The organism is Herbaspirillum sp. Her2, assembly GCF_057961375.1.
This window is the reverse complement of sequence record NZ_CM176331.1, coordinates 4,898,901-4,925,312: the sequence shown is the minus strand read 5'-3', so window position 1 is coordinate 4,925,312 and position 26,412 is coordinate 4,898,901. Positions and strand designations below refer to the sequence as shown.

Below are 26,412 nucleotides of genomic sequence, written 5' to 3'. Positions count from 1 at the left end.
GCGGTCCGAACGGGACTTCATGAAAAAACGATTCAGCGCATCTGCAAGACGATGGGATTGCTGCTGGCCGGATCGGTGCGCTCACGTAGAGTCTTGACGTCGTCCACCTTGACCGCACCGCCATGATCGCCCCAACTGCTGCGAATGAAGCTGAGCACGTCGGCAATCTCGGCATCGCTCAACTGGCTGCGGAAGGGCGGCATGCGATACGAATCCGGTACGCCATCAGCCACCACGCGCACCGAGCCATTCAAGGTCACGTTGATGGCCGAGGCATCCTCCTTGGCCAGCGAAGAGACGGCACCGGCCAGCGGTGGAATCCACGGCGCACGCCCGCGTCCATCGACCGCATGGCAGGCCGCGCACTTGGCCATGTAGGTGCGTGCAGCGGGGCTGTCCAGGCGTTGTGCGGCCAGGGCGGTGGTGGTGCCGTTATCGTATTTCCACGGTTCCCCATCGCGCTTGGGATCGCCCGGCAGCGACTTCAGGTAACGGGCGATGGCCTGCAGGTCCTGGTCGCTCAGGAATTGCGTTGAGTTGTTGAAGGCATCGGCCATGGAACCGAACACCACCGCGTGCTGGTTGCGGCCGGTCTTGAGGAATTGCACGACCTCGGCTTCACTCCAGCGTCCGATGCCGGTGTTGACGTCGCCACGCAGGCTGGGGGCATACCAGCCATCGAGCAGCGCGCCGGACAGGTACAGCGGATGGCCGCCGTCGAGACCCTTCTCGTTCATCGCCACGCCGCGTGGCGTGTGGCAGCTGCCGCAGTGGCCCGCGCCCTGCACCAGGTAGGCACCGCGATTCCAGAGGGCATCCTGTTTCGGATCGGGCTGGTAGGGATGCGGGCTGGTGAAGGCCAGATTCCAGAACGCCAGCGGCCAGCGCATGTTGAGCGGCCACGGGATGTCGCTCTCCTGGTTGGCCTGCACCACCGGTTTCACGCCATGCATGAAGTAGGCATAGAGCGCGCTCACATCCTCATCCGACATCTTGGCGTAGGACGGATAGGGCATGGCCGGATAGAGCCGGTGCCCATCGCGTGCCACACCGTGACGCAGGGCGCGGTCGAATTCGGCCAGGCTGTAGTCACCGATGCCGCTGCCGCGGTCGGGCGTGATGTTGGTGGCGTAGATGGCACCGAGCGGAGTGGCCATCTCCAGGCCACCGGCGAAGGGCTTGCTCTTGGGGGTGCTGTGGCAGGCCACGCAATCGGCCTGGCGCGCTACATACTCGCCGCGCTGGATCAGCGCGGCGGAGGGAGGCGGCGGCGCAGCTGCGCTGTCGAAGGGCGAGGCCGGAGTGCGCAGGGCGACCCAGGCTGCGGCGATCAGCAGCGCGGCGAGGATCAGCAGGAAGACGCGCAGCTTGCCGTTTTTATGATCAGTCATGGATGCGTCAGTCTGCCATCAGGCCTTGAAGGTGTAATGCGACAGCGGCATGCTGCGAATGCGCTGGCCGGTCAGGTGCGAGACCGCATTGGCCACCGCCGGCGGCACGGCCGGCAGGGGCGGTTCGCCGATGCCGCCCATCTTGGCACCGCTCTCGATGATCTTGACGTGCACGCGCGCCATGCGCTGCGGCGGCAGGATGGGATAGAGATCGTAATTGCGGGCCACCCGTGCGCCTTCCTTGTAGACCACTTCCTCCAGCAGCACCTGCGACAAACCCAGCGTCACGGCTCCGTTGACCTGGGCCTCGACAATGGCCGGGTTGACGATGCGGCCCGGATCGATGGCTTCCCAGATGTCATGCACGCGCACCTGGCCGTTCTCGATGGAGACTTCGGCAATGGCTGCGGTCTCGGTACCGAAGGCTTTGGCCATGGCCACACCGCGCGCACGGCGCGTGCCGTCGGGGGCGGTGAAAGGACCGCGCTTCCATCCACCGGAGAGATCCACGGCCGCCTTGAGCAGCGTGGTCAGGCGATCATTTCCCTGCAGCAGGCGCAGGCGCACATCGAGCGGATCCTGGCCGCCCTTGTCGGCGATCTCATCCAGGAAGGCTTCGTAGAAAAAGTCATTCATCGAATTGCCGACCGAGCGCCAGTAGCCGACGATGGGCGGATTCTTCACGAAACGCTGGCCGATGCGCTTGTGGGCAAACTGATAGGACTTGCCGGCCAGCCCTTCCAGCGCAGTGGGGTCGATCTTGTTGCGCTTGTTGGCAATCGATTCGGTCGGCCCTTCGGTGGCGCTGATGGCTTCGATGGCGATGGGGAAACCCTTGTCATCAAGGCCGGCACGGAATTGCACCACCGCCATCGGACGCATGGTATCGCGGGCGAATTCTTCCTCGCGGCTCCAGATCACCTTGACCGGGCGGCCCACGGCCTTGGCCAGCTGGATCGCCTGCGGGAAGGGCATGGCCGTCTCGTACAGGAAGTGCCGGCCGAAGAAGCCGCCCAGCAAGGGCGAATGGATGGTGATCTTTTCCGGGGGCAATCCGGTCTGCTTGGCGATGGCGGCCTGGAACATTTCCGGTGCCTGGTTGGGGAGCCACATCTCCAGCGTGCCATCGGCGTTGAAGCGGGCCGTGGCCGAAGGCGGTTCCAGCTGGGCATGATTGAGATACTGGCTGCGGTAGCTGGCTTGCACCACGGTCTTGGCACCGGCCAGGGCCTTGGTCACATCGCCTTCGGTCTCGGCTTCATCGACGGCCGCTGTGGACTTGGCCAACTGCTCGGCAAACCCTTCGGTGGAAAAGTCGGCCGGCACATAGCGGCGATCCGGTGCCGGGCCGGGATCGCTCCAGTCCACCTGCAGCGCTTCCACCGCACGCTTGGCATTCCACCAGCGCTCGGCCACCACGGCGACAGCGCCCGGCAGGCGATGCACCGAATGCACGCCGGTCATCTTGCGTACCTCGGCTTCATTGCGGATGCTGCCGACGTCCAGGCCCAGGCGCGGTGCGTGTTGCACGGCGGCCTGCAGCATGTTCTCGACTTGCGTGTCGATACCGTATTGCGCGCGGCCCGTGGACTTGTCCAGCACGTCCAGCCGCGCCAGCGGCTTGCCGATCCAGCGGAATTGTTTGTCGTCCTTGAGCTTGATGGTCTCCAGCGGCGGATTGGGCAGGTCCAGCGCCTTGGGTGCGAGTTCGCCATAACTGATCGACCGGCCACTGGCCGCATGCATGACACGGCCGGGCTCGGTGGTGAGGCTTTCCAGCGGCACCTGCCATTGATTGGCGGCCGCCTGCAGCAGCAGGTGGCGCGCCAGTGCGCCCACACGCCGCATGGTCGGATAGCTGGTACGCACCGACATGCTGCCGCCGGTGATGCGGATGCCGATGTCCATCACCTTGTACTGGTCATTGGCGGGCGCGTTGTGGACCACGAAACGTGCGGGGTCGGCATCGAGTTCTTCGCCGACGATCTGCGCCATGGCCGTGAAGATGCCCTGCCCGCCTTCGACGAAGGGACTTTGCAGGTGGATGCTGTTGTCGGGACGGATTTCCAGGAAGGCCGGCACGCGCGTGCCCGGTGCTGCCGGCGCAGCATTGGCCTGGGCGCGGGCATTGCCGGCCGGCAAGGTGAAGCCGACCACCAGCGAACCGGCGGCGGTGCCGGCCGAGGCCAGCAGGAAGCGGCGGCGCGAGACGTTGACCGGCGCACCATCCGGCAGCAATTCGTTCAGGGGAAGATCATGCGGCTGGTTCATGCTTGCTCCTTGCCGGCCTTGGCCTTCTGGGTCTTGCTCCACTGGATGGCGGCGACGGCCCCCACGCCGACCACGGCGGCAGCGGCCACAGCGGCCTTGTTGACGCCATCGGCGCCGGCCGGTGCAGCGGGCGTGGTGGCCGCAGCAGCGGCGGCAGGTGCGCCCGTGCCGCCGGAGAGCTCATGCATGGCGGCCTTGATGGCGTTGTAGGTGCCGCAACGGCAGAGGTTGACCATGGCGCCGACGATCTGTTCGTCGCTGGGCTGGGCCACCTGTTTCAGCAAGGCGGTCGCAGCCATCACCTGGCCGGACTGGCAATAGCCGCATTGCGGTACCTGGTGCCGGACCCAGGCATCGACCACTTTCTGGCCGACCGGATCGGCGGTGACCGCCTCGATGGTGGTGACCTTGCGTCCGGCCATGGCGCCGACGGGCATGACGCAGGAGCGCAGCACCTCGCCATCGACCATCACGGAACAGGCCCCGCACTGGGCCAGGCCGCAGCCGTATTTGGTGCCGGTCATGCCGAGTTCATCTCGGATCACCCACAGCAGGGGGGTCTCGGCATCGGAGGTGATCTGGTAAGTCTTGTCGTTGATCTGGAGTTCCATGGTTCCTGCCATCGGGGTTGAGAACGCAAGCCAGCGCGGACGGGCGCTCTGGAGGGGAAGTGAAGGACGCAGCAAGGCGACACTAAACAGGATCCCCGCATGATGGCGCATCATGCGGGGACTGATTAGCTGAGCCGGGCTTAATGGGGATATTAGACGAGCTAATGAATTCTCGTCTGGAGATGAAGGAATTTACCTTAGGGAGGGGAGCAAGTCAGAGGAAGGGCGGCGAAATTTCCGGGGGTATTCACGCCTCCCTCCTGGTCAGTCCCGCACCCCCAGGCGATACACCGTGGTCTGCCGATACACCTGCCCCGGCCGCAGGATCACCGCTTCGCGCAGCGGCGTGTTGACCTGGTCCGGATAGGACTGCGCCTCCAGGCAGAAGCCATCATGGATGGCATACGGCTGCTCGCCCCGACCCTGTACGCCGGAGAGGAAATTGCCGCTGTAGAACTGCAGCCCGGTCTCTGTGGTGGAGACGCGCAATTCACGCCCCGACCCCGGCTCGTAGACGCTGGCCACTTCGCGCAGGGTCTGCGCCACGCGGCTCTGGCCCGGCTGCGGTTCGTGTTCGCTGCGCAGGCAATAGCAATGGTCGAAGCCACCGGCCAGCTTCAGTTGCGGATCCGGCCAGTCCAGGCGCGGACCGATGGGGGCCGGCTGGCGGAAATCAAACGCACTGCCGGCCACATCGGCGCGGCCCTCAGGAATCAGCTTGGCATCGACCTGCAGGTAGCCATCGGCCTCGATGGCGATGATGTGGTCGCGGATGTCGGAGGTGCCGCCATTGAGGTTGAAATACGCATGCGAGGTCAGGTTGATGGGCGTGGCCGCATCGCTGGTGGCGGTGTAATCGATACGCAACTGGCCCTCGTCATCCAGGCGGTACAGCACCGACGCCATCACCGTGCCCGGAAAACCCGCCTGCCCGGCCGGCGAGACCAGCATCAGGCGCAGGCCTTCCGGATCGGGCTGCACCTGCCAGCGCTGCGCATGGAAACCTTCGCGGCCGCCGTGCAGGTGGTTCTGGCCTTCATTGCAATCGACCTGGTGCGCCACGCCGTCGAGTTCGAAACGGCCGCCCGCGATGCGGTTGCCCCAGCGCCCGACGATGGCGCCGAAATACGCCGGGTTGTTCGTATATTGCTCGACCCGCTCAAAGCCCAGCAGGACATCGGCCTCGCGGCCATAGCGATCAGGTGCCCACCAGTTGACCATGGTGGCCCCCAGGTCGCTGATGGTCACGCGCATGCCGGTGTGGTTGCGCAAGGTGTAGAGACGGATGCCGTCCGCAGAAGTGGTGTGGGAGAGGGTGAAGTGCGTCATTTTGTGGTGGTAAGAAGGGAGGGCCCCGTGGTTTTCTTCTTGGTCCGGACGGCAGGGGCGGACGGTGCAGCCGAGCGCTCCAGTCCGGCGGCGAATTGTTCCTGGTACTCCCTGGGCGTGCAGCCCAGTTCGCGTTTGAAGACGGCGTGCAGGTATTGCACGGTGGTGAAGCCGCAGCTGACGGCGATCTCGGCCGCATGGCTGCCGGCCTGCTCCAGCATGCGCTTGGCGGCTTCCAGCTTGAAGCGCAGGATTTCGTCATGGACGCTGCGGCCGAGCTCGCGGCGGAAATACCATTCCAGCGACGAGCGTGAAATGCCCACGTAATCGGCCACCTGGTCAGTCTTGATGCCCTGGCAGGCGTACTGGCGGATGAAGTGCAGCGCCTGCATCACATGCGGATGATTGCGCACCTCGTGGCGGCTGGAGGCCAGCACGTTGATGCCCACCGGCGGCACCATGATGCGCGTGTCCGGAAAGCGCGCCCCGTGCAGCATCTGGTGCAGCAGGTGCGCAGCGGTGCGGCCCATCTCCACGCTGCCCTGGATCACCGAACTCAAGGGGATGCGCGTCAACACGCGGGCCAGCGGATCATTGTCGATGCCGATCAGCGCCACCTGCTCCGGCACCGCGATGCCGGCGAACAGGCAGGCCTGCAGCAACTGCCGCGCCCGCGCGTCGGTGACGGCGATGATGCCCACCGGCTTGGGCAGGCTGCGCACCCAGGCGATCTGCTGCTCCACGGCGGCGTCCCAGGATTGCGCACTGGTGCCCACGCCGCGATAGATGTGGCCGGTGATGCCATCAGCACCGGTGAGGTCGGTGAAGATGCGCTCGCGCTCCTGCGCCCAGCGGTTGCAGGGCGACTCGGGCAGGCTGAACAGGGCGAAATGCTGCAGGCCGGCTTCGATCAGGTGGTCGTAGGCCAGCTTGACCATCTTGTAGTTGTCGGTGGCCACATAGGGCCGGTTGGCCGGATATTGCGAGGGGTCGGCATAGGAGCCGCCGATGGCCACCACCGGCAGCTGCACGCCTTCCAGCGCGGCGGTCGTCACCGGATCGTCGAAGTCGGCAATGATGCCATGCCCGGCCCAGCGCTCGATACCCTGCGGGCGGCAGCGGAAATCCTCCTCCAGGTACAAGTCCCAGGAGGCACGGGTGCTGCTGATGTATTCGCCGATGCCGGAAATGATTTCCCGATCGAAGATCTTGTTGCCATTGAAGAGCAACGCAATCCGGTGCACCGTGGGGGTTTTTGCCACGCTGTGTCTCCTGGTTGCCGGCGTCGTCAGGCGCGCCGTTCTTTTATTCGTCGAATTGTAGCGAGCCATCGTCGAAATGACGGATATGTGCTCCTGCAACAAAAAGAATCACTAAGCCGTTTGGTGAATTTCGTAATTGTAGAGGGGATTGGCCCGGGGCTAGTATCCCCCTCGCACCATCATGCGGCGTAGACCATTCCTGACAAGCTCGGCCCCACGCGCCATTGGAAGCGATTGCCCCAAAACGGGCCACCGGTTCCACCCGGTCACGCCGCTTCAAAAATCATAATCAATTCAAATTCAATTCAAATCGGAGACTGGACTATGAAGGCAATGCTGAAGAAGACCGTATTGGCGCTGATGACCGTGACCACCCTGTCCATGGTGGCCGGCAGCGCCATGGCCGACGCCAAGAATCCCAAGATCGGTTTTTCCATCGATGACCTGCGTGTGGAGCGCTGGGCGCGCGACCGCGACTTCTTCACCGCCGCCGCTGAAAAACTGGGCGCCAAGGTCTATGTGCAATCGGCCGATGCCAGCGAGCAACGCCAGATCTCCCAGATCGAGAACCTGATCTCGCGCGGCGTGGACGTGATCGTGATCGTCCCCTTCAACGCCACGGTCCTGACCAACACCATCAAGGAAGCCAAGAAGGCCGGCATCAAGGTTCTGTCCTATGACCGCCTGATCCTGAATGCCGACGTCGATGCCTACATCTCCTTCGACAACGAGAAGGTCGGTGAAATGCAGGCCGAGGGCATCCTGAAGGTCAAGAACAAGGGCAACTTCTTCCTGCTGGGCGGCTCGCCCACCGACAACAACGCCAAGATGTTCCGCGAAGGCCAGATGAAGGCCCTGAAGCCCTACATCGACAAGGGCGACATCAAGATCGTCGGCCAGCAATGGGTCAAGGAATGGAACCCGACCGAAGCCCTGTCCATCGTCGAGAATGCGCTGACGGCCAACAACAACAAGATCGATGCCATCGTGGCCTCCAACGACGGCACCGCCGGTGGCGCGATCCAGGCCCTGGCAGCGCAGAAGCTGGCCGGCAAGGTGCCGGTCTCGGGCCAGGATGCCGACCTGGCCGCCGTCAAGCGCGTGGTAGCCGGTACCCAGACCATGACCGTCTACAAGCCCTTGAAGCAGATCGCCACCGAAGCGGCCAACCTGTCCGTGCAACTGGCCCGCAACGAGAAGCCGACCTACAACGCCCAGTATGACAACGGCTTCAAGAAGGTCGACAGCCTGCTGCTGAAGCCCATCCTGCTGACCAAGGAAAACGTCAAGGTCCTGGTCGATGACGGCTTCTACACCCAGGCCCAGATCGACGGCCGTTGATTCCTGAGTGACGAACGCCGGCTGCCGCAACGGTAGCCGGCGTCGCTCTCTGCGCCCCCGGCAAGACCGCCGGGCGCAGGCTCCAGAGGCTTCTTGGAAAGAACAGGCATGTCCGAGTATCTGTTAGAAATGAAAGGCATCGTCAAGAGCTTTGGCGGTGTGCGTGCCCTGGACGGCATCGACATCAAGATCCGCCCCGGCGAATGCGTGGGCCTGTGCGGTGAAAACGGCGCGGGCAAATCGACGCTGATGAAGATTCTCTCCGGCGTCTATCCCCATGGCACCTGGGATGGCGAAATCCTGTGGGACGGCAAGCCGCTGCAGGCCCATTCGGTGCGCGACACCGAAGCCGCCGGCATCGTCATCATCCACCAGGAACTGATGCTGGTGCCCGAGCTGTCAGTGGCCGAGAACATCTTCATGGGCCACGAGATCACCCTGCCCGGTGGCCGCATGAACTACCCCGCCATGTATCGCCGCGCCGAAGAACTGATGCGCGAGCTGAACATGCCCGACATCAACGTGGCCCTGCCGGTCTCGCAATATGGCGGCGGCCACCAGCAGCTGGTGGAAATCGCCAAGGCGCTCAACAAGGATGCCCGCCTCTTGATCCTGGACGAACCCTCGTCGTCGCTGACCGCCTCGGAAATCGCGGTGCTGCTGAAGATCATCAAGGACTTGAAAGCGCGCGGCGTGGCCTGCGTCTACATCTCGCACAAGCTCGACGAAGTGGCCGAGATCTGCGACACCATCTCGGTGATCCGCGATGGCAAGCACATCGCCACCACGCCCATGCAGGACATGGATGTGGACAAGATCATCACCCAGATGGTCGGCCGCGAAATCACCGCCATGTACCCGGAGCGCAACCACGCCATCGGCGAAGTGGTGCTCGAAGCCCGCCACATCACCTGCTACGACATCGACAATCCGCGCCGCAAGCGCGTCGATGACGTCTCCTTTTCGGTGCGCCGGGGCGAGATCCTGGGCATTGCCGGACTGGTAGGTGCAGGACGCACCGAACTGGTCTCGGCCATCTTCGGCGCCTATCGCGGACGTTACGAGGGGCAGGTGCTGCTCGAAGGCAAGCTGGCCGATACCGGCTCGCCCCTGAAGTCCATCCGCCAGGGCCTGTGCATGGTGCCGGAAGACCGCAAGCACCATGGCATCGTGCCCGATCTCGACGTCGGCCAGAACATCACGCTGACCGTGCTCAACCGCTTCTCGCGCGGCACCCGCATCGACAGCAGCGCCGAACTGAAGACCATCCAGGGCGAGATCAGCCGCCTGCGCGTCAAGACCGCCTCGCCCTTCCTGCCCATCACCGGACTCTCGGGTGGCAACCAGCAGAAGGCGGTGCTCTCCAAGATGCTGCTGGCCCAGCCCAAAGTATTAATTTTGGACGAACCCACGCGCGGCGTGGACGTGGGCGCCAAGGCCGAGATCTACCGGCTCATTTCGGAGCTGGCCAAGCTGGGCCTGGCCATCATCATGGTCTCCTCGGAGCTGGCCGAAGTGCTGGGCGTGTCGGATCGCGTGCTGGTCATCGGCGAAGGCAAACTGCGCGGCGACTTCGTCAACGACAACCTGAGCCAGGAAACCGTGCTGGCCGCAGCCATCAACCAGTCCGTCCCGCAAGCGTCCCCACGCGCGGTGGCGGTCTGACAAAACATCACAAGGTGAATTCGGTATGACTACAAGCAATCTGGGCAGCGCCACCGGCGGTGCGGTCGGTGGAGCGGGCGGCATGGCCAACCTGAAGCTGGTGTTTCGCCGCTACAAGATCATTGCGCTCTTGATCGCCATCGCCATCATCTGGGGCTTCTTCAGCTTCATGACCGATGGCGGCTTCCTCACGCCCCGCAACCTGTCGAACCTGCTGCGCCAGATGTCGGTGACCGGCATCCTCGCCTGCGGCATGGTGCTGGTCATCATCGCCGGCGAAATCGATCTCTCGGTGGGGTCGCTGCTGGGCCTGCTGGGCGGCATCGCCGCGCTGCTGGACGTGAGCCATCACCTGCCGCTGGCACTGAACCTGGTCCTGGCGCTGGGCTTCGGCCTGGGGCTGGGCCTCTTGAACGGCTACCTCACCGCCTACCTGGGCATTCCCTCCTTCATCGTCGGCCTGGGCGGCATGCTGGCCTTCCGCGGCATCCTGCTGGGCATTACCGGCGGCCTCACCATTGCGCCGGTGTCGGACAACATGGTCTATCTCGGCCAGGGCTACCTGCCGCCGCAGATCGGCGTGGCGCTGGGCATCGCCTTGTTCGTGCTGGCGGTGGCGCTCACGTGGATGAGCCGTGTCAACCGCAGCCGTCACGGCCTGCCGCTGGCGGCCCTCTGGCGCGATGGCTTGAAGGTGCTGGTGATCGGTGCGGTACTGCTGGCCTTCGTGCGCACGCTCAACAGCTATGACGGCATCCCCGTGCCGGTGCTGCTGTTGCTGGGGCTGCTGGGCCTGTTCAGCTACGTGAGCACGCAGACCGTGTTCGGCCGCCGCATCTATTCGGTGGGCAGCAACATGGAAGCCACCCGCCTGTCGGGCGTGAACGTGCAGGCCGTCAAGCTGTGGGTGTTCGGCATCATGGGCCTGATGTGCGCACTGGCCGGTCTGGTCAACACCGCCCGCCTGGCTGCAGGCTCGCCGTCGGCGGGCAACATGGGCGAACTCGATGCGATCGCGGCCTGCTTCATCGGCGGCACTTCCATGCGCGGCGGCTCGGGCACCATCTATGGCGCGCTCATCGGTGCACTGGTGATGGCCAGCCTCGACAACGGCATGTCCATGCTGGATGTGGGCACCTACTGGCAGATGATCGTCAAGGGCAGCATCCTGGTGCTGGCGGTGTGGGTCGATGTGAGTACCCGTTCGGGTCGCTGATCAAAATGACGCGATGAACTGAGACCGTTCGGACTGAGTAGCGGCATAGCCGCGTATCGAAGGCGCACCAGCAGTAGCGCCTTCGATACGGCCCAAGGGCCTACTCAGTCCGAACGGAATGAGATGAGGAAGCAATTCTTTTTCATCTCTGAATGAACTGATCAATTTTCCGGGTCGCATCTGCAGCCCATCCTATCCTCTGGAGCATCAAGCATGACCGCAGCTACCCCCACCGTCTTCGAACACGCCCTCTATCGCAGCCTCGCCGGCAAGCGGGTCGTCATCACCGGCGGCGGCAGCGGCATCGGTGCGGCGCTGGTGGAAGCCTTCGTCGGGCAAGGGGCGCAGGTGTGCTTCCTCGATATCGCCACCGAACCGTCGGAGGCACTGGTGGCCTCGCTCAAGGATGCCGCCGTGGCACCGCGCTTCTTCCCCTGCAACCTGATGAACCTGGAAGCCCTGCGCGCCACCTTCACCGAGATCGAGACCGTCATGGGCGGCGTCGACATCCTCATCAACAACGCCGCCAATGATGACCGCCACAAGAGCGAAGACGTCACCCCAGCCTACTGGGATGAACGCCTGGCCGTGAACCTGCGCCACCAGTTCTTCTGCGCCCAGGCGGTGCTGCCGGGCATGCGGGAACGCAAGGGCGGGGTGATCCTCAATTTCGGTTCCATCTCCTGGCACCTGGGCCTGCCCGATCTGACGCTGTACATGACCGCCAAGGCCGGCATCGAAGGCATGACCCACGGCATGGCGCGCGACTTCGGCCGCGATGGCGTGCGCGTCAATGCCATCATCCCGGGGGCCATCCGCACCCCGCGCCAGACGCTGCTCTGGCACACCCCTGAAGAAGAGGCGAAAATCCTGGCTGCGCAATGCCTGCCGGTCCGTGTCGATCCGCATGATGTCGCGGCGCTCGCGCTGTTCCTGTCCTCCGACAGCGGTGCCAAGTGCACCGGCCGCGAGTACTACGTCGATGCCGGCTGGCTGGGCGCGTAACTTATCCACACGCCTTTCGGCCCAGAGGAATCCATGAACAAGCCACACGCCACACACCGTCGCTTCCGCTCCCAGGATTGGTTCGACAATCCCGATCACATCGACATGACTGCGCTCTACCTGGAGCGCTTCATGAACTACGGCATCACCGCCGAAGAATTGCGCTCGGGCCGTCCCATCATCGGCATCGCCCAGAGCGGCAGCGACATCAGCCCCTGCAACCGCATCCACCTGGAGTTGGCCAAGCGGGTGCGCGATGGCATCCGCGATGCGAGCGGCATTCCCATGGAATTCCCGCTGCATCCGATCTTCGAGAACTGCCGCCGTCCGACCGCCGCCATCGACCGCAACCTGGCCTACCTGGGCCTGGTGGAAATCCTGCATGGCTACCCCATCGATGCCGTGGTGCTCACCACCGGCTGCGACAAGACCACGCCCTCGCAGATCATGGCGGCGGCCACCGTCGATATCCCGGCCATCGTGCTTTCCGGCGGCCCCATGCTGGACGGCTGGATGGATGGTGAACTGGTGGGCTCCGGATCGGCCATCTGGAAGGGCCGCAAGCTGCTCTCGGCAGGTGCCATCGACAACGAGAAATTCCTGGAGATCGCCGCCGCATCGGCCCCCTCCTCCGGCCACTGCAACACCATGGGCACCGCCTCCACCATGAACGCCATGGCCGAGGCGCTGGGCATGTCGCTCACCGGCTGCTCGGCCATCCCCGCCCCCTATCGCGAACGCGGCCAGATGGCCTATGAAACCGGCCGCCGCATCGTCGGCATGGCCTATGAAGATCTGCGTCCCTCAGCGATCCTGACGCGCGAGGCCTTCCTCGATGCCATCGTGGTCAATGCCGCCATCGGCGGCTCCACCAATGCCCAGCCGCACATCATGGCCATGGCGCGCCATGCGGGCGTGGAGCTGCATTCGGAAGACTGGATGAAGTATGGTTACGACGTGCCGCTGCTGCTGAACATGCAGCCCGCCGGCAAGTACCTGGGTGAACGATTCCACCGCGCCGGCGGCGTGCCGGCCATCATGTGGGAACTGCAGCAGGCCGGCAAGCTGCGCGCCGAGCGCATCACCGCCACCGGCAAGACCATGGCCGAGAATCTGCAGGGCCGGGCATCGAACGACCGGGAAATGATTTACGCATTTTCCGCCCCGCTGCGCGAACGCGCCGGTTTCCTGGTATTGAAGGGCAACCTGTTCGACTTCGCCATCATGAAGACCAGCGTCATTTCGGAGACCTTCCGCGAGCGTTATCTGAGCACGCCCGGCCAGGAAAACATCTTCGAATGCCGCGCCGTGGTCTTCGACGGCTCGGACGACTACCACGCCCGCATCAACGACCCCGCACTGCAGATCGACGAAAACACCCTGCTGGCCATTCGCGGCGCCGGTCCGGTCGGCTGGCCCGGTTCGGCCGAGGTGGTCAACATGCAGCCGCCCGATGCGCTCATCAAGCGCGGCATCTCGACCCTGCCCACGCTGGGCGATGGCCGCCAGTCCGGCACTTCCGACAGTCCCTCCATTCTCAACGCCTCGCCCGAGAGCGCGGTTGGTGGCGGCCTGGCCTATCTGCGCGATGGCGACCGTGTGCGCATCGATCTCAACACCGGCGAGTGCAACATATGCTCATCAGCGAGGAAGAGCTGGCGCGCCGCAAGAGCGAAGGCATTCCGCCGGTGCCGCCCAGCCAGACACCCTGGCAGGAAATCTATCGCAGCACGGTCGGCCAACTGGAGACCGGTGCCTGCATGGAGCTGGCCCTGAAGTATCAGGGCGTGGCGCAGACCCTGCCACGGCACAATCACTGACATGCTGACCCTGCATCGTGAATTGCGCATGCCACCGGCCCCGGTGAGAAGGATCAAGGGGCCGATGCGCATCGACGCGCACCAGCACTTCTGGCGCTACCGTTCCGAGGATTATCCGTGGATCGGTACCGGCATGGACCTGCTGGCGCAAGACCGCCTGCCCTATCAGTTCCAGCCCCTGCTGGACGCCCAGGGCCTGCATGCGTCGATCACGGTGCAAGCCCGTCCGGGCCACGAGGAGACCGGTTTCCTGCTGGAGATGGCGCGGCGCGATGCGCGCATCGCCGGCGTGATCGCCTGGGATGACATCGCCTCGCCGCAACTGGCCGAACGCATGGAGCAATGGGGCCGCCCCAAGATGCTGGGGCTGCGCCATCCGATGCAGGACGAGGATGATGCCGCGCAAGCGCTGGTACAACCGCAGTTCAATCACGGCGTGCGCTGGCTGCAGGAGCGCGACTACGTGCTGGAAGTGCTCACCCATGAACGCCACCTGCCGCAGCTGCGCCAGCTCTGCGCCTTGCATGACCAGCACTGGGTGGTCCTGAATCACCTTGGCAAGCCGGCCCTGAAGGAATTCCGCAAGGGCCGCGCCGCCTATGAGCGCTGGCGCCAGCAGTTGCGCGAACTGGCCGCCATGCCGCACGTGGCCTGCAAGATCTCGGGCCTCTTGACCGAAGCCGACTGGCTGCGCGGACTCTGCACGCGCGACTTCGATCACATCGTGCAGTGTCTCGATACGGCGCTGGAACTGTTCGGTCCGCAGCGCCTCATGTTCGGCTCCGACTGGCCCGTCTGCCTGCTGGCCGCCTCCTATGCAAGGGTGGTGGCGGTGGTGCGGGAATGGGCCGCGCGCCGTCTTTCTCCAGCGGACCAGGACGCCCTGTGGGGCGAATCCTCGGCCCGGATTTATGGCCTGATGCCATAAGGTTTTCCCCGGCTGCCTTTTCATTGCCAAGCGGTTTTCACGGTGCGATATTGCGCCAGGGAACGCTTTGTCATGACAAGGTACGGGGAGACAAAAAATCAAACGCCTCAAACGCAACATGACCCTGCTGGTCGGCTCGCTGACACTGATGGCAGGGGTCATCACCAGTGTGGTGCTCTACCAGAGCTACAAGCAGGTAGAACACATTTCGGTCAATCACACCCTCAACGTGGCGCGTATCGCACAGCGTTCGATCTCGCGCAACATGGAGCTGCTTTCGCTGGCACTGGACAGCCTGGCGTGGCGCTATCGCCATACGCAACTGCATCGCATGCCGGCCCAGCAACAACTGGAATTTCTGCTGGGCGAAAAGATCGAGGCCGGCTACATCGCGGCCCAGGGCATCATCGACGCCGATGGTGAACGCGTGGTCGGATCACCCGTGCTGGACGAGATCATGCCGGGCAATTTTGCCGGCCGCGATTTCTTCGACGGGCCACGACGGGACGCGCGCGCCACCCTCTTCATTTCGTCCCCGCAAGCGGTACGGCTGGAACGGCGCGCCCAGGTGATCGTGCTGTCCAAGCGGCTGGTCCATGTCGACGGCAGTTTTGGCGGGGTGGTCTTCATGGTGCTCTACCTGGATTATTTCCGGCAGCTGTTCGAGGCCATGTCATTGGAAAAGAATGCGGTCATGTCGCTCTACTCGGTGGAGGGCGTGGCCTACATGCGCCTGCCTTATGACGAGGCCTTCATCGGCTCCCGGGTGGAAAATGCCCCGCAGCTGCAAAAGCTGCTGGCGTCCAGCGCCCCCGCTGAAGGCAGCTATTTCACGCGCTCGCAGCAGGATGGGGTGCAGCGCCTCTACACCTACGTGCGCGTGCCACAGACGCGCTGGGTGGTCTTCATCGGCCACACCAAGGCGGCGCTGTTCCGTGAATGGATGCGCATGTTCTATGCCGTGGTCTTCCTGATGGCGCTCTTCAGCACGGCGGCCTTCTACCTCATCAGCCGCGTGCGCGAGGAATTGTTCCGCCGCAGCAAGCTGGACCAGCAACTGGAGGAGCAGGCCCGCACCGACAAGCTGACCACGCTGCTGAACCGCCGCGCCCTGGACGAAGTCCTGCAGGAGGCCTGGCACAAATGCCAGCGCAATGACTCGGCACGCTTTGCGGTGCTGTTTGCGGATGTGGATTTTTTCAAGCTCTACAACGATACCTACGGCCACAAGGCGGGCGACTATGCCCTGGTGGCCGTGGCCCGTTGCATCAAGGGCGCGGTTTCCCGCCATTGCGACCGTGCCGGTCGCTACGGGGGTGAAGAATTCGTGGTGCTGCTCGATGAGGCCGATGCCGAGGGCGCCATGCACGTGGGCAAGCTGATATTGGCAGCGCTGCAGGCCCAGAAGATCCCGCATGAACGCAGCCCGTTCGGCCGCCTCACCATCAGCATCGGCGTGGCCTGCCTGGAGCGCGGCGTGCATCGCAGTGTCGACGAAATCATCAAGGCCGCCGATGAGGCGCTCTATCAGGCCAAGCGCGAAGGCCGCAACCGGGTGCGGCTGTACCAGGCCACCGCCAAGGTGGTCCCGGCTGAATGGCAGCTCAGTTCAGCGAACAGTTGAGCCACTTGGCGATGCGCACCCCATCCAGCCGCGAGCCATCGGCAGTGCCGCTGCCCAGCATGGTGACGATCACCGGCCGGCGGTCATGCACCAGCAGGCGCAGCACCATGTTGTGGCCGGACTCGTTGATGAAGCCGGTCTTCTGCACGGTGGCATTGACCTGGCCGTAGCGGATCAGGCGATTGGAATTGATGTACTGCAGCTGGCCACGGCCGATGTTGATGATCTTCTGCTTGTCCAGCGAATCATTGCGGATGAGCTGGTAGCGGTTGGCCGCCTTGACCAGTTCGGCCAGCTCGCGCGGGGTCGAAACATTCTCGGGCGACAGGCCGGTACCGTTCTCGAAATGGGTATGCGGCATGCCCAGTGCCTGGGCGCGTGCATTCATGGCGGCGATGAAGGCCGGACGGCCGCCCGGATAGTCGCGGCTCATGGCGGCGGCAGCGCGGTTCTCGGAAGACATCAGGGCGATGTGCAGCATGTCGGCACGCGACAGGCTGGCCCCGATGTTCAGCCGCGAATGCGTAAATTTGAGGTTGTCCAGGTCATCCTCGGTCACTTCCAGGCGATTGGTCATGGGCAGCGACTTCTGGTCCAGCCAGACGATGGCCGTCATCAGCTTGGTCACCGAGGCGATGGGGGCGACCGTATCGGCGTTGCGCTCGAAGAGCGGCGTATTGGTCTCTTCATCGAGCACGTACACTCCGCGCGAGAAGATGTGGCGGCGCGAGGCTTCGGTGAAACCGCAGCGCGGCAGCAGCTCGGGCTTGGTGTTGGTGGTGATGGCGGGTGTCGGGCTTGCCGGACTCGCCACGGCGGCAGCGGTGGCCGCGGTCACTCCGGCCGCAGCAGCGGCCGCAGCCGCACGGCCACGACGGCGGCCACGCGCCGGGGTGCGCGCCTTGGCAGGCAGGGCGGCCTTCTTGCGTACGCTGCGATTGCGGCCCTTGGCACCGCTGCTGGCGGCCCGGTGCTTGCCGGCCGTGGAACCGGCGGCCTGGGCCTCGCTGAGCTTGCCCGAGAGCGCCGTCAGCGCCAGCAGCAAGACGCTGCACATCAGGAGACGGACCACCATGCCGGCCCGGCGCAGGCCAGGCAGGATCAGCAGGGAAAAGCGTAAATCATTACCGGAACGGGACTGCTGCGTGCGAAACATCGTCAAAAACCTTGTCGGTGCGATCATCCAAGACCGGCCATGATACGGAAACTTGGCTTTCAATGCAGCAACCTTCACTGCCGTACAGCCGCAAGTGAATAAGATGACAAGGCGACAAGTCCCGGGGAGGCCGCCGCCGCGCGACATAATTTGCTTCCCTGGCTGCAACCGGGCGGCGCATAATCTGTCCATTCCCGGCCGGGGCAGGCTGCTTCCGGCGCACTCCGTCTGACTGAATCAACGATTTTCTTCATGTCCAATCTCATCGTACACGGTGGCCGCCCGCTGCGCGGCGACATCACCCCCTCCGCCAACAAGAATGCCGTCCTCCCCATCCTCTGCGCCACCCTGCTGACCGACCAGCCTCTGCGGCTGATCGGCATCCCCGAGATCACCGATGTCAAGAAGATCCTGGAGATCTTCCGCGTGCTGGGCAGCGAGGTGAAGGTGGACTATGCCAGCGGCGTGCTGGAACTGCATCACCGCGATACGCACTTCGATCCCAAAGTGCACCACCTGCCGGAGGAGATGCGTTCCTCCATCATGCTGGTACCGCCACTGCTGGCGCGCTTCGGCGTGGCGCGGCTGGAGAACGACGTCAAGGGCTGCACGCTCGGCGTGCGCGAGATCGATCCGCACGTCGAAGTCTTCCAGCGCTTCGGAGCGCGGGTGGAGAGCAGCCCGGATTCGCTGATCATCCGCACCGGCGGCTGCATGCAGGCCAATCATCACTGGCTGGACTATGCCTCGGTCACCACGACCGAAAACTTCGTGCTGTGCGCCGCTGCCGCCGAGGGCGAATCGGTACTCACCAATGCCGCCTCGGAACCGCACGTGCAGGAATTCTGCCGCTTCATGGTGATGATGGGCGTGCAGATCGACGGCCTCGGCACCTCGCGCGTGACGGTGCGCGGCGGCCAGCAGATGGGCGGAGGTGAATTCCGCTTCGACGAGGATTTCCACGAGATCGCCACCTTCCTCGCCATGGGCGCCATCACCGGTGGCCAGGTGCGCGTGCGCAACAGCGCACCGGAACAGTTCCCGCTGATCGACCGCACCTTCGCCAAATTCGGCGTCGAAGTGGTGCATGAAAACGGCTGGTCGCACACGCGCCAGAACGGGCCGCTGAAGGTGGTCAAACCCTTCACCAGCAACATCCTCACCAAGGTGGAAGCCGCCCCCTGGCCCTATCTGCCGGTGGACCTGCTGCCCATCTTCATCGCCCTGGGTGTCAAGGCCGAGGGCAACACCATGTTCTGGAACAAGATCTACGACGGTGCCATGGGCTGGAGCAGCGAATTGTCCAAGTTCGGTGCCCACGTGTTCCTGGGCGATCCGCATCGCCTGATCACCTTCGGCGGCCTGCCGCTGTCGCCGGCCTCGGTGGAAAGCCCCTACATCATCCGCGTGGCCATCGCGCTGTTCATGGTCGCCGCCAGCATCGAGGGCCGCTCCGAGATCCGCAATGCGCTGCCGATCCGGCGCGCCCATCCCAAATTCGTGGAGAACCTGCGTTCGCTGGGAGCAGTCGTCGATTGGGTCGAGGAAGACTGATCTCCACGGTTCGACCTTGCAGGGGAAGCGCCCGGCGCAAGCTTCCCCTGCCACCCTCCGATTTCCATTCCGCGATGTGCCCTTCGCACCCGCCGCTTCCTCCCTCCTTTCCCCTGCGATTGCGGCTGTCCTCCCGGGCGCTGTGCTTGTCCTCAGGGCCAGTTTTCTTCTTCCTTTCACAGTTCGTGTTGGCTGCCGCCAGTCCTGCGCCGGCACACTTTTGAAATTGCCCAAAACACCTGCTTGTTGATCAAATAAATCGAATTATTTCGACAGCCCTGCGCCGACCCGGCACGGATAATTTCCGGCGTTAATCTACGCCGTGGCGGAAGTACTGGTCATGCATGGCGGATGCGGTCGAGCCACCCGAACACAAGACAAGGCCGACCGGCCCCGGCAGGAATCGCTTCAGCTCCCTCCACCGAGACAGGCTTCGCCCCACTGATCCGAACGCAGACGCTTGCGCCGGCTAGTCCTGTCTCCTCCGCAATGATCGCCATGCCTGCCGGGTCGGCAGTGCCGTGGCCTCTGTCGTCCTGCGGCTGGCGTAGTCGTGATCAACATGCATGCCGGATGACGCGATCGGGTACCGGGCAGCCTGGCCGTGAGCGTGGTGGAAGGAGAGTTCGGCTACGGGCTCATCAAGATGTCCAACGTCTTCGGCTCCTCCACGGCCCCGCTCACCTTCCCGGCCGTGCTGACCAGGAGCGAGGAGGCCATCCCGACGCTGCCTGCCGGTTTCACTGCAGCCAGCCTGCTCCAGGCGATTCGCGGCATTTCCGCCGAATGGGGCGGCAAGGGCGTCACCGGCGACGGCAACACCAGCATCGGCAGCCTCAAGAGCTACCAGATGTTCGACAAGCTGGGGACCGGCACCACCTCCTTCAGCCTGCTGCAGCAGGGCAGCAGCCTCGATACGCTGGGGGCGTGGCTGAGCCTGGGCCTGAAGCCTGCCGCCACGGCCGGGCTCAACAACGTGGCGCTGGAGATGCTGGGCGGCTTCAAGCGCAACGGCGTAGACCAGTACAAGGTCAGCCCCGATCTGGAAACCGGCCTCAGTGATGTCGGCCTGGCCAACATCGGCTTGCTGTACCAGTTGAGTGTGGCCAATACCAGCAGCCGGCCGGTGATCCGCGTCAAGTACGACGGTGCCTACTCCATCGTGGGCAACGTGATCGAGCTGTATGAAGGCGACCGGCTGGTGGGCCGCAAGGTGCTGGGAGTCAACGATCTCGGCGCAGGACCGAAGGAAGTGGACGTCGCCGTCTTCCAGAGCCTGTCGGCCGGCAAGCATGATCTGGAGGTCCGCTATACCGATACAGGCGGCAACTCCGTCAGCAGCAACCTGAGCGTGAACGTGGCAGCCGGTGGCGCACCGGTGACCTTGTCGGACCTGGGCGTGCGCGGCAACAAGCAGTCTGCCTCTGAAGCACAGTCGCTGGGCCAGTCCGGCGCCTCCTATGCCGTCATCAGCGATGCGGACACCAGCTTTGCCTCCGGGCATGGCAACCAGGGCCCGGTGTTCGTCGGCACGGTCGGCGGCGGCAGCGCATCGGACCGCTATCTGGTCACCATCCAGATGGGCGGCAAGGTCGTGGCCTTCGAGGATGTGGGTGCAGGCAGCTTCGCCATCGGCATCCCGGCCGGCGTGCTGCCACCGGGCTACTACCAGGACCTGAGCATCAGCGCCACCGTGCTCACTCCCGGCGCGCGCCTGGGCCAGACCACCAGCATGCAGGGCCTCAAGCTGGGCTGGTACTGGGCCGCGCAGGCGGGCACCTCGATCGTCGGCGGCAATGGCAATGACGAGCTGGTCTTGGGTGCTGCTGCCGATCCCGAGATCGTCGGGGGCATCCGTGTGCAAACCGGTGCAGGTGACGACAGGATCACCGTGGGCAGCTTCGGCAAGACGAGTGCCCTGAAGGCTACCGTTACCGACTTCACGGTCGGTATGGACCGGGTGAAGGTCTCTGGCCAGATCGTGAACCCGGACTTCGTGAAGAACTACGTCACGGCCTCTGATCTCAACGGCAGCACACAGTTGCAGATCGACCTGGACGGCGCGGGCGCGGGCAAGCTGTATTACCACCTGACCCTGCAGGGAGTGCAGTACAACCCGTCCACCATCGGTAGCATCTTCGGCGTGTAAACGGCAGGTCTCACCAGCCAATGCACAAGGGCGGCCAATTGGCCGCCCTTGTGCGTTACTGCGTTTGCCTTTGCTGCATTGATGGCTGCGTTCAGAACAGCAGGATCAGCAGCAGGATGATGGGAATCGGAATCCCCAAGAGCCAGAGCAGAATGGCACCCATGTCAGTCTCCTATGAAGGTTGGTGTTCAGGTTCGGCGAAACGTGGCGCGGGAGGGCGCTGTTCAACGCAACTCGGGTTCGCCGACGCGATGGTCATGAAGTTCATGACGCAACACCGGTTCGCCGTAGAGTTCGTTGCGGTCACGCAGGCGGCCGCCGTAAGTGGCCAGCAGGCTGGCGACGAAGGCACCGCACAGCAGGGCCAGGAACATCCACAGCGAGGCATAGGCAGCAGCCTTGCGGGCGGCATCAGCGGCTTCCTTGGCCTTGGTGGCAGCCTGGTCCAGATTGCGCTGGTAAGCGGCAAAGGTATCGGCCACGCGCTTCTCGGCATCGGCTTGCGACAGGCCGGTATGGCGTGCCACCAGTTGGCCCAGGTAGCGCTTGTCGTTGTCGGCCAGTTGCTGGTTGGCCAGCGAATAACCGAAGACGCGGACCACTTCCATGCGCTGGGCCGAGGTCAGTTCACGGCCATCGGCGGGAGTCGGTGCAGCCAGCGGAGCGGCGGGAGCAGCGTTGGCGGCATCGCTGCCGGCGGCCGGAGTCACCGGTGCGGCAGGGGCTGCGCTGGTGTTGGCGGTGCCATTGGCGGTGCCGCTACGGAACATGGAATCGATGAAATAACCCGAGGCACGGTCAGCCAGATTGCCCGCCTGTTGCGCACCGTCCGGGCCCATGGCCGCCGCGGTCGCGGCAGCGCCGGTACCGAGTACGCCACCGGCGGCACCCAGGGTCTTGGCCCCGCCCGAGATCACGCTGCCCACGGCCGAGCCCAGCAGGGCGGCGGTGGCCAGCGAAGCCACGGCCCAGGCCAGCAGGCCATGTGCGGTATCGCGGAAATAGACTTCACGGGTATGCAGGCCAGCCCACTTCACGCGCAGGCGGCCGGCCAGGAAGCCACCGATGGCCGAGGCCGCGATCTGGGTGAACAGCAGCCAACCGGCTGTGGAATAGCCGATGGCCTTGGCCGAGACGCCCTCGCCGGACCACGGCGAGATCGACGAGAAGCCGAGCCCGAAGCCCAGCATCACCAGGATGAAGGACAAGGCCGCCGCCGCAAAAGCGCCCGCCAGGATGGCACCCCACGAGACGCCGGAGCCGTTGTTGTTGACGGCCTCGACGCTGGCCGGTGGAAGGGGATGGATGGTTGAGGTGGTCATGAGTCTCCTCGCGATTCTTGATGGGTTGATCTGTGCGACTGGCGCAGGGCTGGGGGGCATTGCCACGGAGAGACTGTAGGCGCGCGCTGGCGCGCGCGCCATCGGCGGAGTTCGGCAGGTGGCGTAGGAGAGCAGGGAAGCGGGGAGTCGGCGTACAGGAAAACGTGCAGAATTCCGTACAAAATTCCGTGCCGAATTCACTCCAGGAATCAGTACGGAAAAACGCACGGAAAAACGTACAGAAAGAGCGGCAGAACAATGCTCAGTACGCTGTACAGAAAACTGCACAGCAGCGCTGCACCGAGTCTTATAGAATGAGCGCCTCACACACCGGCATCCTGCCCTGCCGCCCCAACCTGCTACGGATTCCCATGGCCAACACGCACAGCACTCCGATCACGCATTTCCTGTTCGACCTCGACGGTACTCTTATGGACAGCGACGCCCTGCACCACGCTGCCTTCAACACCATCCTGTCGCGCTGGGGCCGCTCGGTGGATGTGGACTACTACAAGACCCACATCATGGGGGCGTCCAACGCCATGATCTTCGATCACCTGTTTCCCGGCATGCCGGCCTCGGAATACCAGCCGCTGGCCGAAGAGAAGGAACAGCTGTTCCGCTCGCAGCTGGACCAGCAGGTGGCGCCCACGCCCGGCATCGAACGCCTGCTCGACCATATCGCCCGCATCGGCGGACGCACGGCAGTGGTGACCAATGCACCGCGCGCCAATGCCGAGCTGATGTTGAAGGCCACCGGCCTGGCCGGCCGCTTCGATACGCTGGTGATTGGCGATGAGCTGGAACGCGCCAAACCCGATCCCCTGCCCTACCTGACCGCCCTGCAACTGCTGGGCGGCACACCGGACCAGGCGGTAGCCTTCGAGGATTCGAGTTCGGGCGTGAAAGCCGCCAGCAGCGCCCAGGTCTGGACCTTCGGCATGCTGGGTGGACTGGATGAAGCGCGCCTGCGGGCTGCCGGTGCCCACGCCGTGATCCGCGATTTCAACGGTCAGGCGCTGTGGGACAAGATCGGCGGATAAGTCCGCGCCTTCATTGCGAACCGGCCGCCTCGAAGTGATGGTCCGGCAGGAACCACAGCAGGGCCAGCAGCACGTAGATGGCAGTCGCGCCCACCGGGGTGGCCAGTGACAGCGGAATGGCCACCGCATAGAGCAGGATGGAGAGCGCATTCTTGCGCCCGTGTCCCAGCATGGCCGCCAGCGAAGGATGCGCCGCTTCACTGTGGCGCAGCGCGCGTTTCAACAGCAGGAAAGAGACCGAACACATCAGCAGCACCACGCCATAGCAGGCCACGGGTGCGCTTTGCCGATGATGGTTGGCCACCCACGAGGTGACGAAGGGCAGCAGCGACAGCCAGAACAGCAGGTGCAGGTTGGCCCACAGCACGCGCCGGTCGACCTGCGTGGCCAGCTGCAGTAGGTGATGATGGTTGACCCAGTAGATGCCGATGTAGACGAAGCTCAGCACATAGCTCAGCAGCGGCGGCATGAGAGGTGCGAGGTCGGCCAGACCGGCGCCCTGCGGTGTCTGCAAGCCCAGCACCATGATGGTGATGGCAATGGCGATGACGCCATCGCTGAAGGCTTCCAGCCGCGACTTGTTCACGACGTGGCCGCCTTGGCCGGCAGCGGCTGGCGAAATTCCCACACCACCATCGCCACCAGGATCAGCACCGGCACGATCAGCCCGGCAAAGCCGATGGCGTGATAGGCGAAGGCGGCGGCGATGGCACCCGCGCCGAACGACAGCACCGGCCACACGAACTTGATGCAGCGCTCGGTGGTACCGGCATCGGCCGCGCCGCGCAGCATGTCCACCACGTCGATCACCACTTGCGTGACGTTGCCCGTCATCAGCGAGGTCGGTGCCAGATGCGCCAGCAGCAGGCGGCTGATGGCGCTATGCACGCCCATCGATGCCGTGCCCAGCAGCCCGGACGCCATCACCCAGCCCGCCGTGGGCGACTGCACCGGAGCGGCGGCGATGCCGCAGAGCATGAATCCGGTCAGCAACAGCAACTGCAGCAGCAGTGACCAGCCCAGGGCGCGGCCATCGCGGCGCTGGATGGCGGCGATGAACAGGCGTGCCACGGCCACGCCGAGGATGAAGGCCGGGAAGGCCAGGAATTTCAGCAGGATGGACATCTGCGAGGTATCCGCCAGGGCCGCGCCGATGAGGATGAAGTTGCCCGTCACGTGCGCCGTGAACAGGCCGAACAGCGCGATGAAGCCCAGCGTATCGACATAGGCGGCGAGGAAGGCCAGTCCCGAGGACTGGAGGCGGTTGCGTTGTGCGGCATTCATGAGGTCTCTCGCTTCCGGAGGGCGGGGGGCAGGCCGCACACCTTAGCACCGCTGCTGCCGTCCGCCCATTATCCCTGTGGATAAGACAAGTCCGGCGAAGCCGCGCCAAACCCTTGCCGATCCGGCAACGATATGCCCTTGATGGATGCAACAAAGGCATTTTCTACAAAAAACAGCACATTTGTACAATCCAAGCCGGGCCTGAATGCTGATGATGCGAAGGACTGCACGGCAAGGCCTGCGACGCCCGAAGAGGGGCGTTGCGAAGGCGTGCCGGTGCAAGGATTTTCGCAACCCGGCAAGACGGATTCATTATAGAAAGTACCGTATACGTCGTCGATGACGATGGCATGGTCAGGACCGCCCTGTTGAGACTGCTGGCCTCGGCCGGCCTGAAGGCGCGCGGCTTTGCCTCAGCCGACGAGTTTCTGCGCGAGTCGCTGCCGGGCACGCCGTGCTGCCTGCTGCTGGACATGAAGATGCCCGGCTCGGATGGCTTCGAGGTGGTACGGCAGCTGGAACAGCGCGGCGATGCCATTCCGGTGATCTTCATTTCCGGCTACGGCACCATTCCCGTGACGGTGCAGGCGATGAAGGCGGGTGCCCATGAATTCCTTACCAAGCCGATCGAAGACGAGCGCCTGCTGGGCGCGGTGCAGGAGGCACTGGCCATTGCCGGGCGTGATCTGCATCTGCGTGTGGAGCAGGCCGCCAGCACTTCGCGGCTGGAAAAGCTGACCCCGCGTGAGCGGGAAGTGCTGGAACTGGCCATCGGCGGATTGCTCAACAAGCAGATCGCCACCGAGCTGGGCATCAGCGAAATCACCGTCAAGGTCCACAAGCGCCGCGTGATGGACAAGATGCAGACCAAGACCCTGGCCGATCTGGTGCGGGCGGCGGAGCGATTGCAGATTCATTCTGCGCGGCAGCGGTGAGGCTGCCGGCCAGCTGACGGTATCCGCACGAGACGGACCATCAATGACCACCGCAAGAGCGCCCATCGTCGTCGAAGGCCTTCGAAACTGATCCGCTTTTGCGGTATTCCTGAACACATCCCTTCTTCCCATCAGTAAGCTGTGCGGCTCTGACAGCAGCCCGGGCGGCTTCCATCGCTACCCGCACAACCACGATGGGCAATCTCAAGAACATCATTGGCACCGGCGGTGAATACCTGTGCGGTATTGAACTCATGCGTCCGGTCATTCCATCAAGCGTGAGCGCGCCATGAAGACCCCTTTCTTCGTGGGCATCGTCGATCGCAGCACCGCACGCCGGGAGCGGATCTATGTAAAGGGGATAGATGCACGCCAGTCGAAAGGGATCGCACGTCTTGCGCCACACCATGACCTTGCCGAAGACGCCGTCAAGATTGCCATCTACAACGAAGTTTGCCGCGTCTGGTCGCTGCGCAACAATCCGCCACTGACACAGCTCATCTGAG

Annotated in this window: 20 protein-coding genes and 1 pseudogene; 12 read left to right on the top strand and 9 right to left on the bottom strand. The window is 64.1% G+C overall.

Translation table 11 applies throughout. The annotated features are described in order from the left end of the window. Window positions 1-32: 32 nt before the first annotated feature. The 5 genes from ACWHXP_RS22320 to ACWHXP_RS22300 all read right to left on the bottom strand — a co-directional run bounded on the left by ACWHXP_RS22320 (window position 33) and on the right by ACWHXP_RS22300 (window position 6,864). Window positions 33-1,391, bottom strand: a complete 1,359-nt coding sequence (locus ACWHXP_RS22320; protein WP_489635020.1) for a c-type cytochrome — start codon at window positions 1,389-1,391, stop codon at window positions 33-35. Window positions 1,392-1,409: 18 nt separating this feature from the next. Then, the gene (locus ACWHXP_RS22315; RefSeq protein ID WP_489635021.1) at window positions 1,410-3,662 is read right to left on the bottom strand and encodes a xanthine dehydrogenase family protein molybdopterin-binding subunit; all 2,253 of its coding nucleotides are present in this window, start codon (window positions 3,660-3,662) and stop codon (window positions 1,410-1,412) included. Continuing rightward, complete coding sequence (locus ACWHXP_RS22310; RefSeq protein ID WP_134223783.1) at window positions 3,659-4,273, bottom strand: (2Fe-2S)-binding protein; 615 nt, start codon at window positions 4,271-4,273, stop codon at window positions 3,659-3,661. The genes ACWHXP_RS22315 and ACWHXP_RS22310 overlap by 4 nt, the downstream gene beginning before the upstream one ends. Window positions 4,274-4,537: 264 nt before the next feature. Next, window positions 4,538-5,602 (bottom strand): aldose epimerase family protein, encoded by a 1,065-nt coding sequence (locus tag ACWHXP_RS22305; protein ID WP_329801249.1) that lies wholly within the window; start codon window positions 5,600-5,602, stop codon window positions 4,538-4,540. Continuing rightward, window positions 5,599-6,864 (bottom strand): XylR family transcriptional regulator, encoded by a 1,266-nt coding sequence (locus tag ACWHXP_RS22300; protein ID WP_489635022.1) that lies wholly within the window; start codon window positions 6,862-6,864, stop codon window positions 5,599-5,601. Before ACWHXP_RS22300 ends, ACWHXP_RS22305 begins: the two co-directional genes overlap by 4 nt. A gap of 324 nt (window positions 6,865-7,188) precedes the next feature. On the opposite strand from ACWHXP_RS22300, the gene xylF reads away from it, so the two are divergent. From xylF to ACWHXP_RS22265, 7 genes and pseudogenes are all read left to right on the top strand, one after another. After that, complete coding sequence (gene xylF / locus ACWHXP_RS22295; RefSeq protein ID WP_034330283.1) at window positions 7,189-8,205, top strand: D-xylose ABC transporter substrate-binding protein; 1,017 nt, start codon at window positions 7,189-7,191, stop codon at window positions 8,203-8,205. A gap of 108 nt (window positions 8,206-8,313) precedes the next feature. Then, complete coding sequence (gene xylG / locus ACWHXP_RS22290) at window positions 8,314-9,870, top strand: D-xylose ABC transporter ATP-binding protein (protein WP_489635023.1); 1,557 nt, start codon at window positions 8,314-8,316, stop codon at window positions 9,868-9,870. Between the two features lie 25 nt (window positions 9,871-9,895). After that, window positions 9,896-11,086, top strand: a complete 1,191-nt coding sequence (locus ACWHXP_RS22285; protein WP_489624079.1) for a sugar ABC transporter permease — start codon at window positions 9,896-9,898, stop codon at window positions 11,084-11,086. A gap of 213 nt (window positions 11,087-11,299) precedes the next feature. Further along, entirely contained in the window at window positions 11,300-12,091 is a 792-nt protein-coding gene (gene xylB / locus ACWHXP_RS22280) for a D-xylose 1-dehydrogenase (RefSeq protein ID WP_034330287.1), read from the top strand. A gap of 33 nt (window positions 12,092-12,124) precedes the next feature. After that, window positions 12,125-13,911: pseudogene (locus ACWHXP_RS22275) on the top strand (IlvD/Edd family dehydratase). Window position 13,912: 1 nt separating this feature from the next. Next, window positions 13,913-14,839 carry an L-fucono-1,5-lactonase gene (locus tag ACWHXP_RS22270; protein ID WP_039783169.1) on the top strand — a complete coding sequence of 309 codons (927 nt, stop codon included), beginning with the start codon at window positions 13,913-13,915 and terminating at the stop codon, window positions 14,837-14,839. A 118-nt stretch (window positions 14,840-14,957) separates the two neighbouring features. After that, window positions 14,958-16,463 (top strand): sensor domain-containing diguanylate cyclase, encoded by a 1,506-nt coding sequence (locus tag ACWHXP_RS22265; protein WP_134223791.1) that lies wholly within the window; start codon window positions 14,958-14,960, stop codon window positions 16,461-16,463. On the opposite strand, the gene ACWHXP_RS22260 is transcribed toward ACWHXP_RS22265, so the two are convergent. Next, window positions 16,444-17,538, bottom strand: a complete 1,095-nt coding sequence (locus tag ACWHXP_RS22260) for a serine hydrolase (RefSeq protein ID WP_489635024.1) — start codon at window positions 17,536-17,538, stop codon at window positions 16,444-16,446. The genes ACWHXP_RS22265 and ACWHXP_RS22260 overlap by 20 nt on opposite strands. 333 nt (window positions 17,539-17,871) lie before the next feature. Between ACWHXP_RS22260 and ACWHXP_RS22255 the strand changes: the two genes are divergently transcribed. Both ACWHXP_RS22255 and ACWHXP_RS22250 read left to right on the top strand, forming a co-directional pair. Continuing rightward, complete coding sequence (locus tag ACWHXP_RS22255) at window positions 17,872-19,173, top strand: UDP-N-acetylglucosamine 1-carboxyvinyltransferase (protein WP_489635025.1); 1,302 nt, start codon at window positions 17,872-17,874, stop codon at window positions 19,171-19,173. 604 nt (window positions 19,174-19,777) lie between these two features. Continuing rightward, window positions 19,778-21,322 carry a hypothetical protein gene (locus ACWHXP_RS22250; protein WP_489635026.1) on the top strand — a complete coding sequence of 515 codons (1,545 nt, stop codon included), beginning with the start codon at window positions 19,778-19,780 and terminating at the stop codon, window positions 21,320-21,322. Between the two features lie 224 nt (window positions 21,323-21,546). Here the strand turns inward: ACWHXP_RS22250 and ACWHXP_RS22245 are convergent, their stop codons facing one another. Beyond that, the gene (locus tag ACWHXP_RS22245) at window positions 21,547-22,644 is read right to left on the bottom strand and encodes a hypothetical protein (protein WP_489624084.1); all 1,098 of its coding nucleotides are present in this window, start codon (window positions 22,642-22,644) and stop codon (window positions 21,547-21,549) included. Between the two features lie 371 nt (window positions 22,645-23,015). On the opposite strand from ACWHXP_RS22245, the gene ACWHXP_RS22240 reads away from it, so the two are divergent. Beyond that, window positions 23,016-23,687, top strand: coding sequence for an HAD family hydrolase (locus ACWHXP_RS22240; RefSeq protein ID WP_134224220.1), 672 nt, complete (start codon window positions 23,016-23,018; stop codon window positions 23,685-23,687). A gap of 10 nt (window positions 23,688-23,697) precedes the next feature. On the opposite strand, the gene ACWHXP_RS22235 is transcribed toward ACWHXP_RS22240, so the two are convergent. Beyond that, window positions 23,698-24,273: a TMEM175 family protein gene (locus ACWHXP_RS22235; protein WP_489635027.1), complete on the bottom strand. Its 576-nt coding sequence runs from the start codon at window positions 24,271-24,273 to the stop codon at window positions 23,698-23,700. Further along, window positions 24,270-24,971: a YoaK family protein gene (locus ACWHXP_RS22230; RefSeq protein WP_252696648.1), complete on the bottom strand. Its 702-nt coding sequence runs from the start codon at window positions 24,969-24,971 to the stop codon at window positions 24,270-24,272. Before ACWHXP_RS22230 ends, ACWHXP_RS22235 begins: the two co-directional genes overlap by 4 nt. A gap of 314 nt (window positions 24,972-25,285) precedes the next feature. Between ACWHXP_RS22230 and ACWHXP_RS22225 the strand changes: the two genes are divergently transcribed. Both ACWHXP_RS22225 and ACWHXP_RS22220 read left to right on the top strand, forming a co-directional pair. After that, on the top strand, window positions 25,286-25,906 hold the full coding sequence (locus tag ACWHXP_RS22225; RefSeq protein ID WP_489635832.1) for a response regulator transcription factor: 621 nt from the start codon (window positions 25,286-25,288) through the stop codon (window positions 25,904-25,906). A 289-nt stretch (window positions 25,907-26,195) separates the two neighbouring features. Next, window positions 26,196-26,411: a hypothetical protein gene (locus tag ACWHXP_RS22220; RefSeq protein WP_252696649.1), complete on the top strand. Its 216-nt coding sequence runs from the start codon at window positions 26,196-26,198 to the stop codon at window positions 26,409-26,411. The last annotated feature ends 1 nt before the right edge of the window (window position 26,412 follow it).

Bases quoted from the DNA above. Each gene is read 5' to 3' on its own strand.
- ACWHXP_RS22320 (WP_489635020.1), bottom strand. From the start codon at position 1,391: ATGACTGATCATAAAAACGGCAAGCTGCGCGTCTTCCTGCTGATCCTC.
- ACWHXP_RS22315 (WP_489635021.1), bottom strand. From the start codon at position 3,662: ATGAACCAGCCGCATGATCTTCCCCTGAACGAATTGCTGCCGGATGGT.
- ACWHXP_RS22310 (WP_134223783.1), bottom strand. From the start codon at position 4,273: ATGGAACTCCAGATCAACGACAAGACTTACCAGATCACCTCCGATGCC.
- ACWHXP_RS22305 (WP_329801249.1), bottom strand. From the start codon at position 5,602: ATGACGCACTTCACCCTCTCCCACACCACTTCTGCGGACGGCATCCGT.
- xylF (WP_034330283.1), top strand. From the start codon at position 7,189: ATGAAGGCAATGCTGAAGAAGACCGTATTGGCGCTGATGACCGTGACC.
- xylG (WP_489635023.1), top strand. From the start codon at position 8,314: ATGTCCGAGTATCTGTTAGAAATGAAAGGCATCGTCAAGAGCTTTGGC.
- ACWHXP_RS22285 (WP_489624079.1), top strand. From the start codon at position 9,896: ATGACTACAAGCAATCTGGGCAGCGCCACCGGCGGTGCGGTCGGTGGA.
- xylB (WP_034330287.1), top strand. From the start codon at position 11,300: ATGACCGCAGCTACCCCCACCGTCTTCGAACACGCCCTCTATCGCAGC.
- ACWHXP_RS22270 (WP_039783169.1), top strand. From the start codon at position 13,913: ATGCTGACCCTGCATCGTGAATTGCGCATGCCACCGGCCCCGGTGAGA.
- ACWHXP_RS22265 (WP_134223791.1), top strand. From the start codon at position 14,958: ATGACCCTGCTGGTCGGCTCGCTGACACTGATGGCAGGGGTCATCACC.
- ACWHXP_RS22260 (WP_489635024.1), bottom strand. From the start codon at position 17,538: ATGGTGGTCCGTCTCCTGATGTGCAGCGTCTTGCTGCTGGCGCTGACG.
- ACWHXP_RS22255 (WP_489635025.1), top strand. From the start codon at position 17,872: ATGTCCAATCTCATCGTACACGGTGGCCGCCCGCTGCGCGGCGACATC.
- ACWHXP_RS22245 (WP_489624084.1), bottom strand. From the start codon at position 22,644: ATGACCACCTCAACCATCCATCCCCTTCCACCGGCCAGCGTCGAGGCC.
- ACWHXP_RS22240 (WP_134224220.1), top strand. From the start codon at position 23,016: ATGGCCAACACGCACAGCACTCCGATCACGCATTTCCTGTTCGACCTC.
- ACWHXP_RS22230 (WP_252696648.1), bottom strand. From the start codon at position 24,971: ATGAATGCCGCACAACGCAACCGCCTCCAGTCCTCGGGACTGGCCTTC.
- ACWHXP_RS22220 (WP_252696649.1), top strand. From the start codon at position 26,196: ATGAAGACCCCTTTCTTCGTGGGCATCGTCGATCGCAGCACCGCACGC.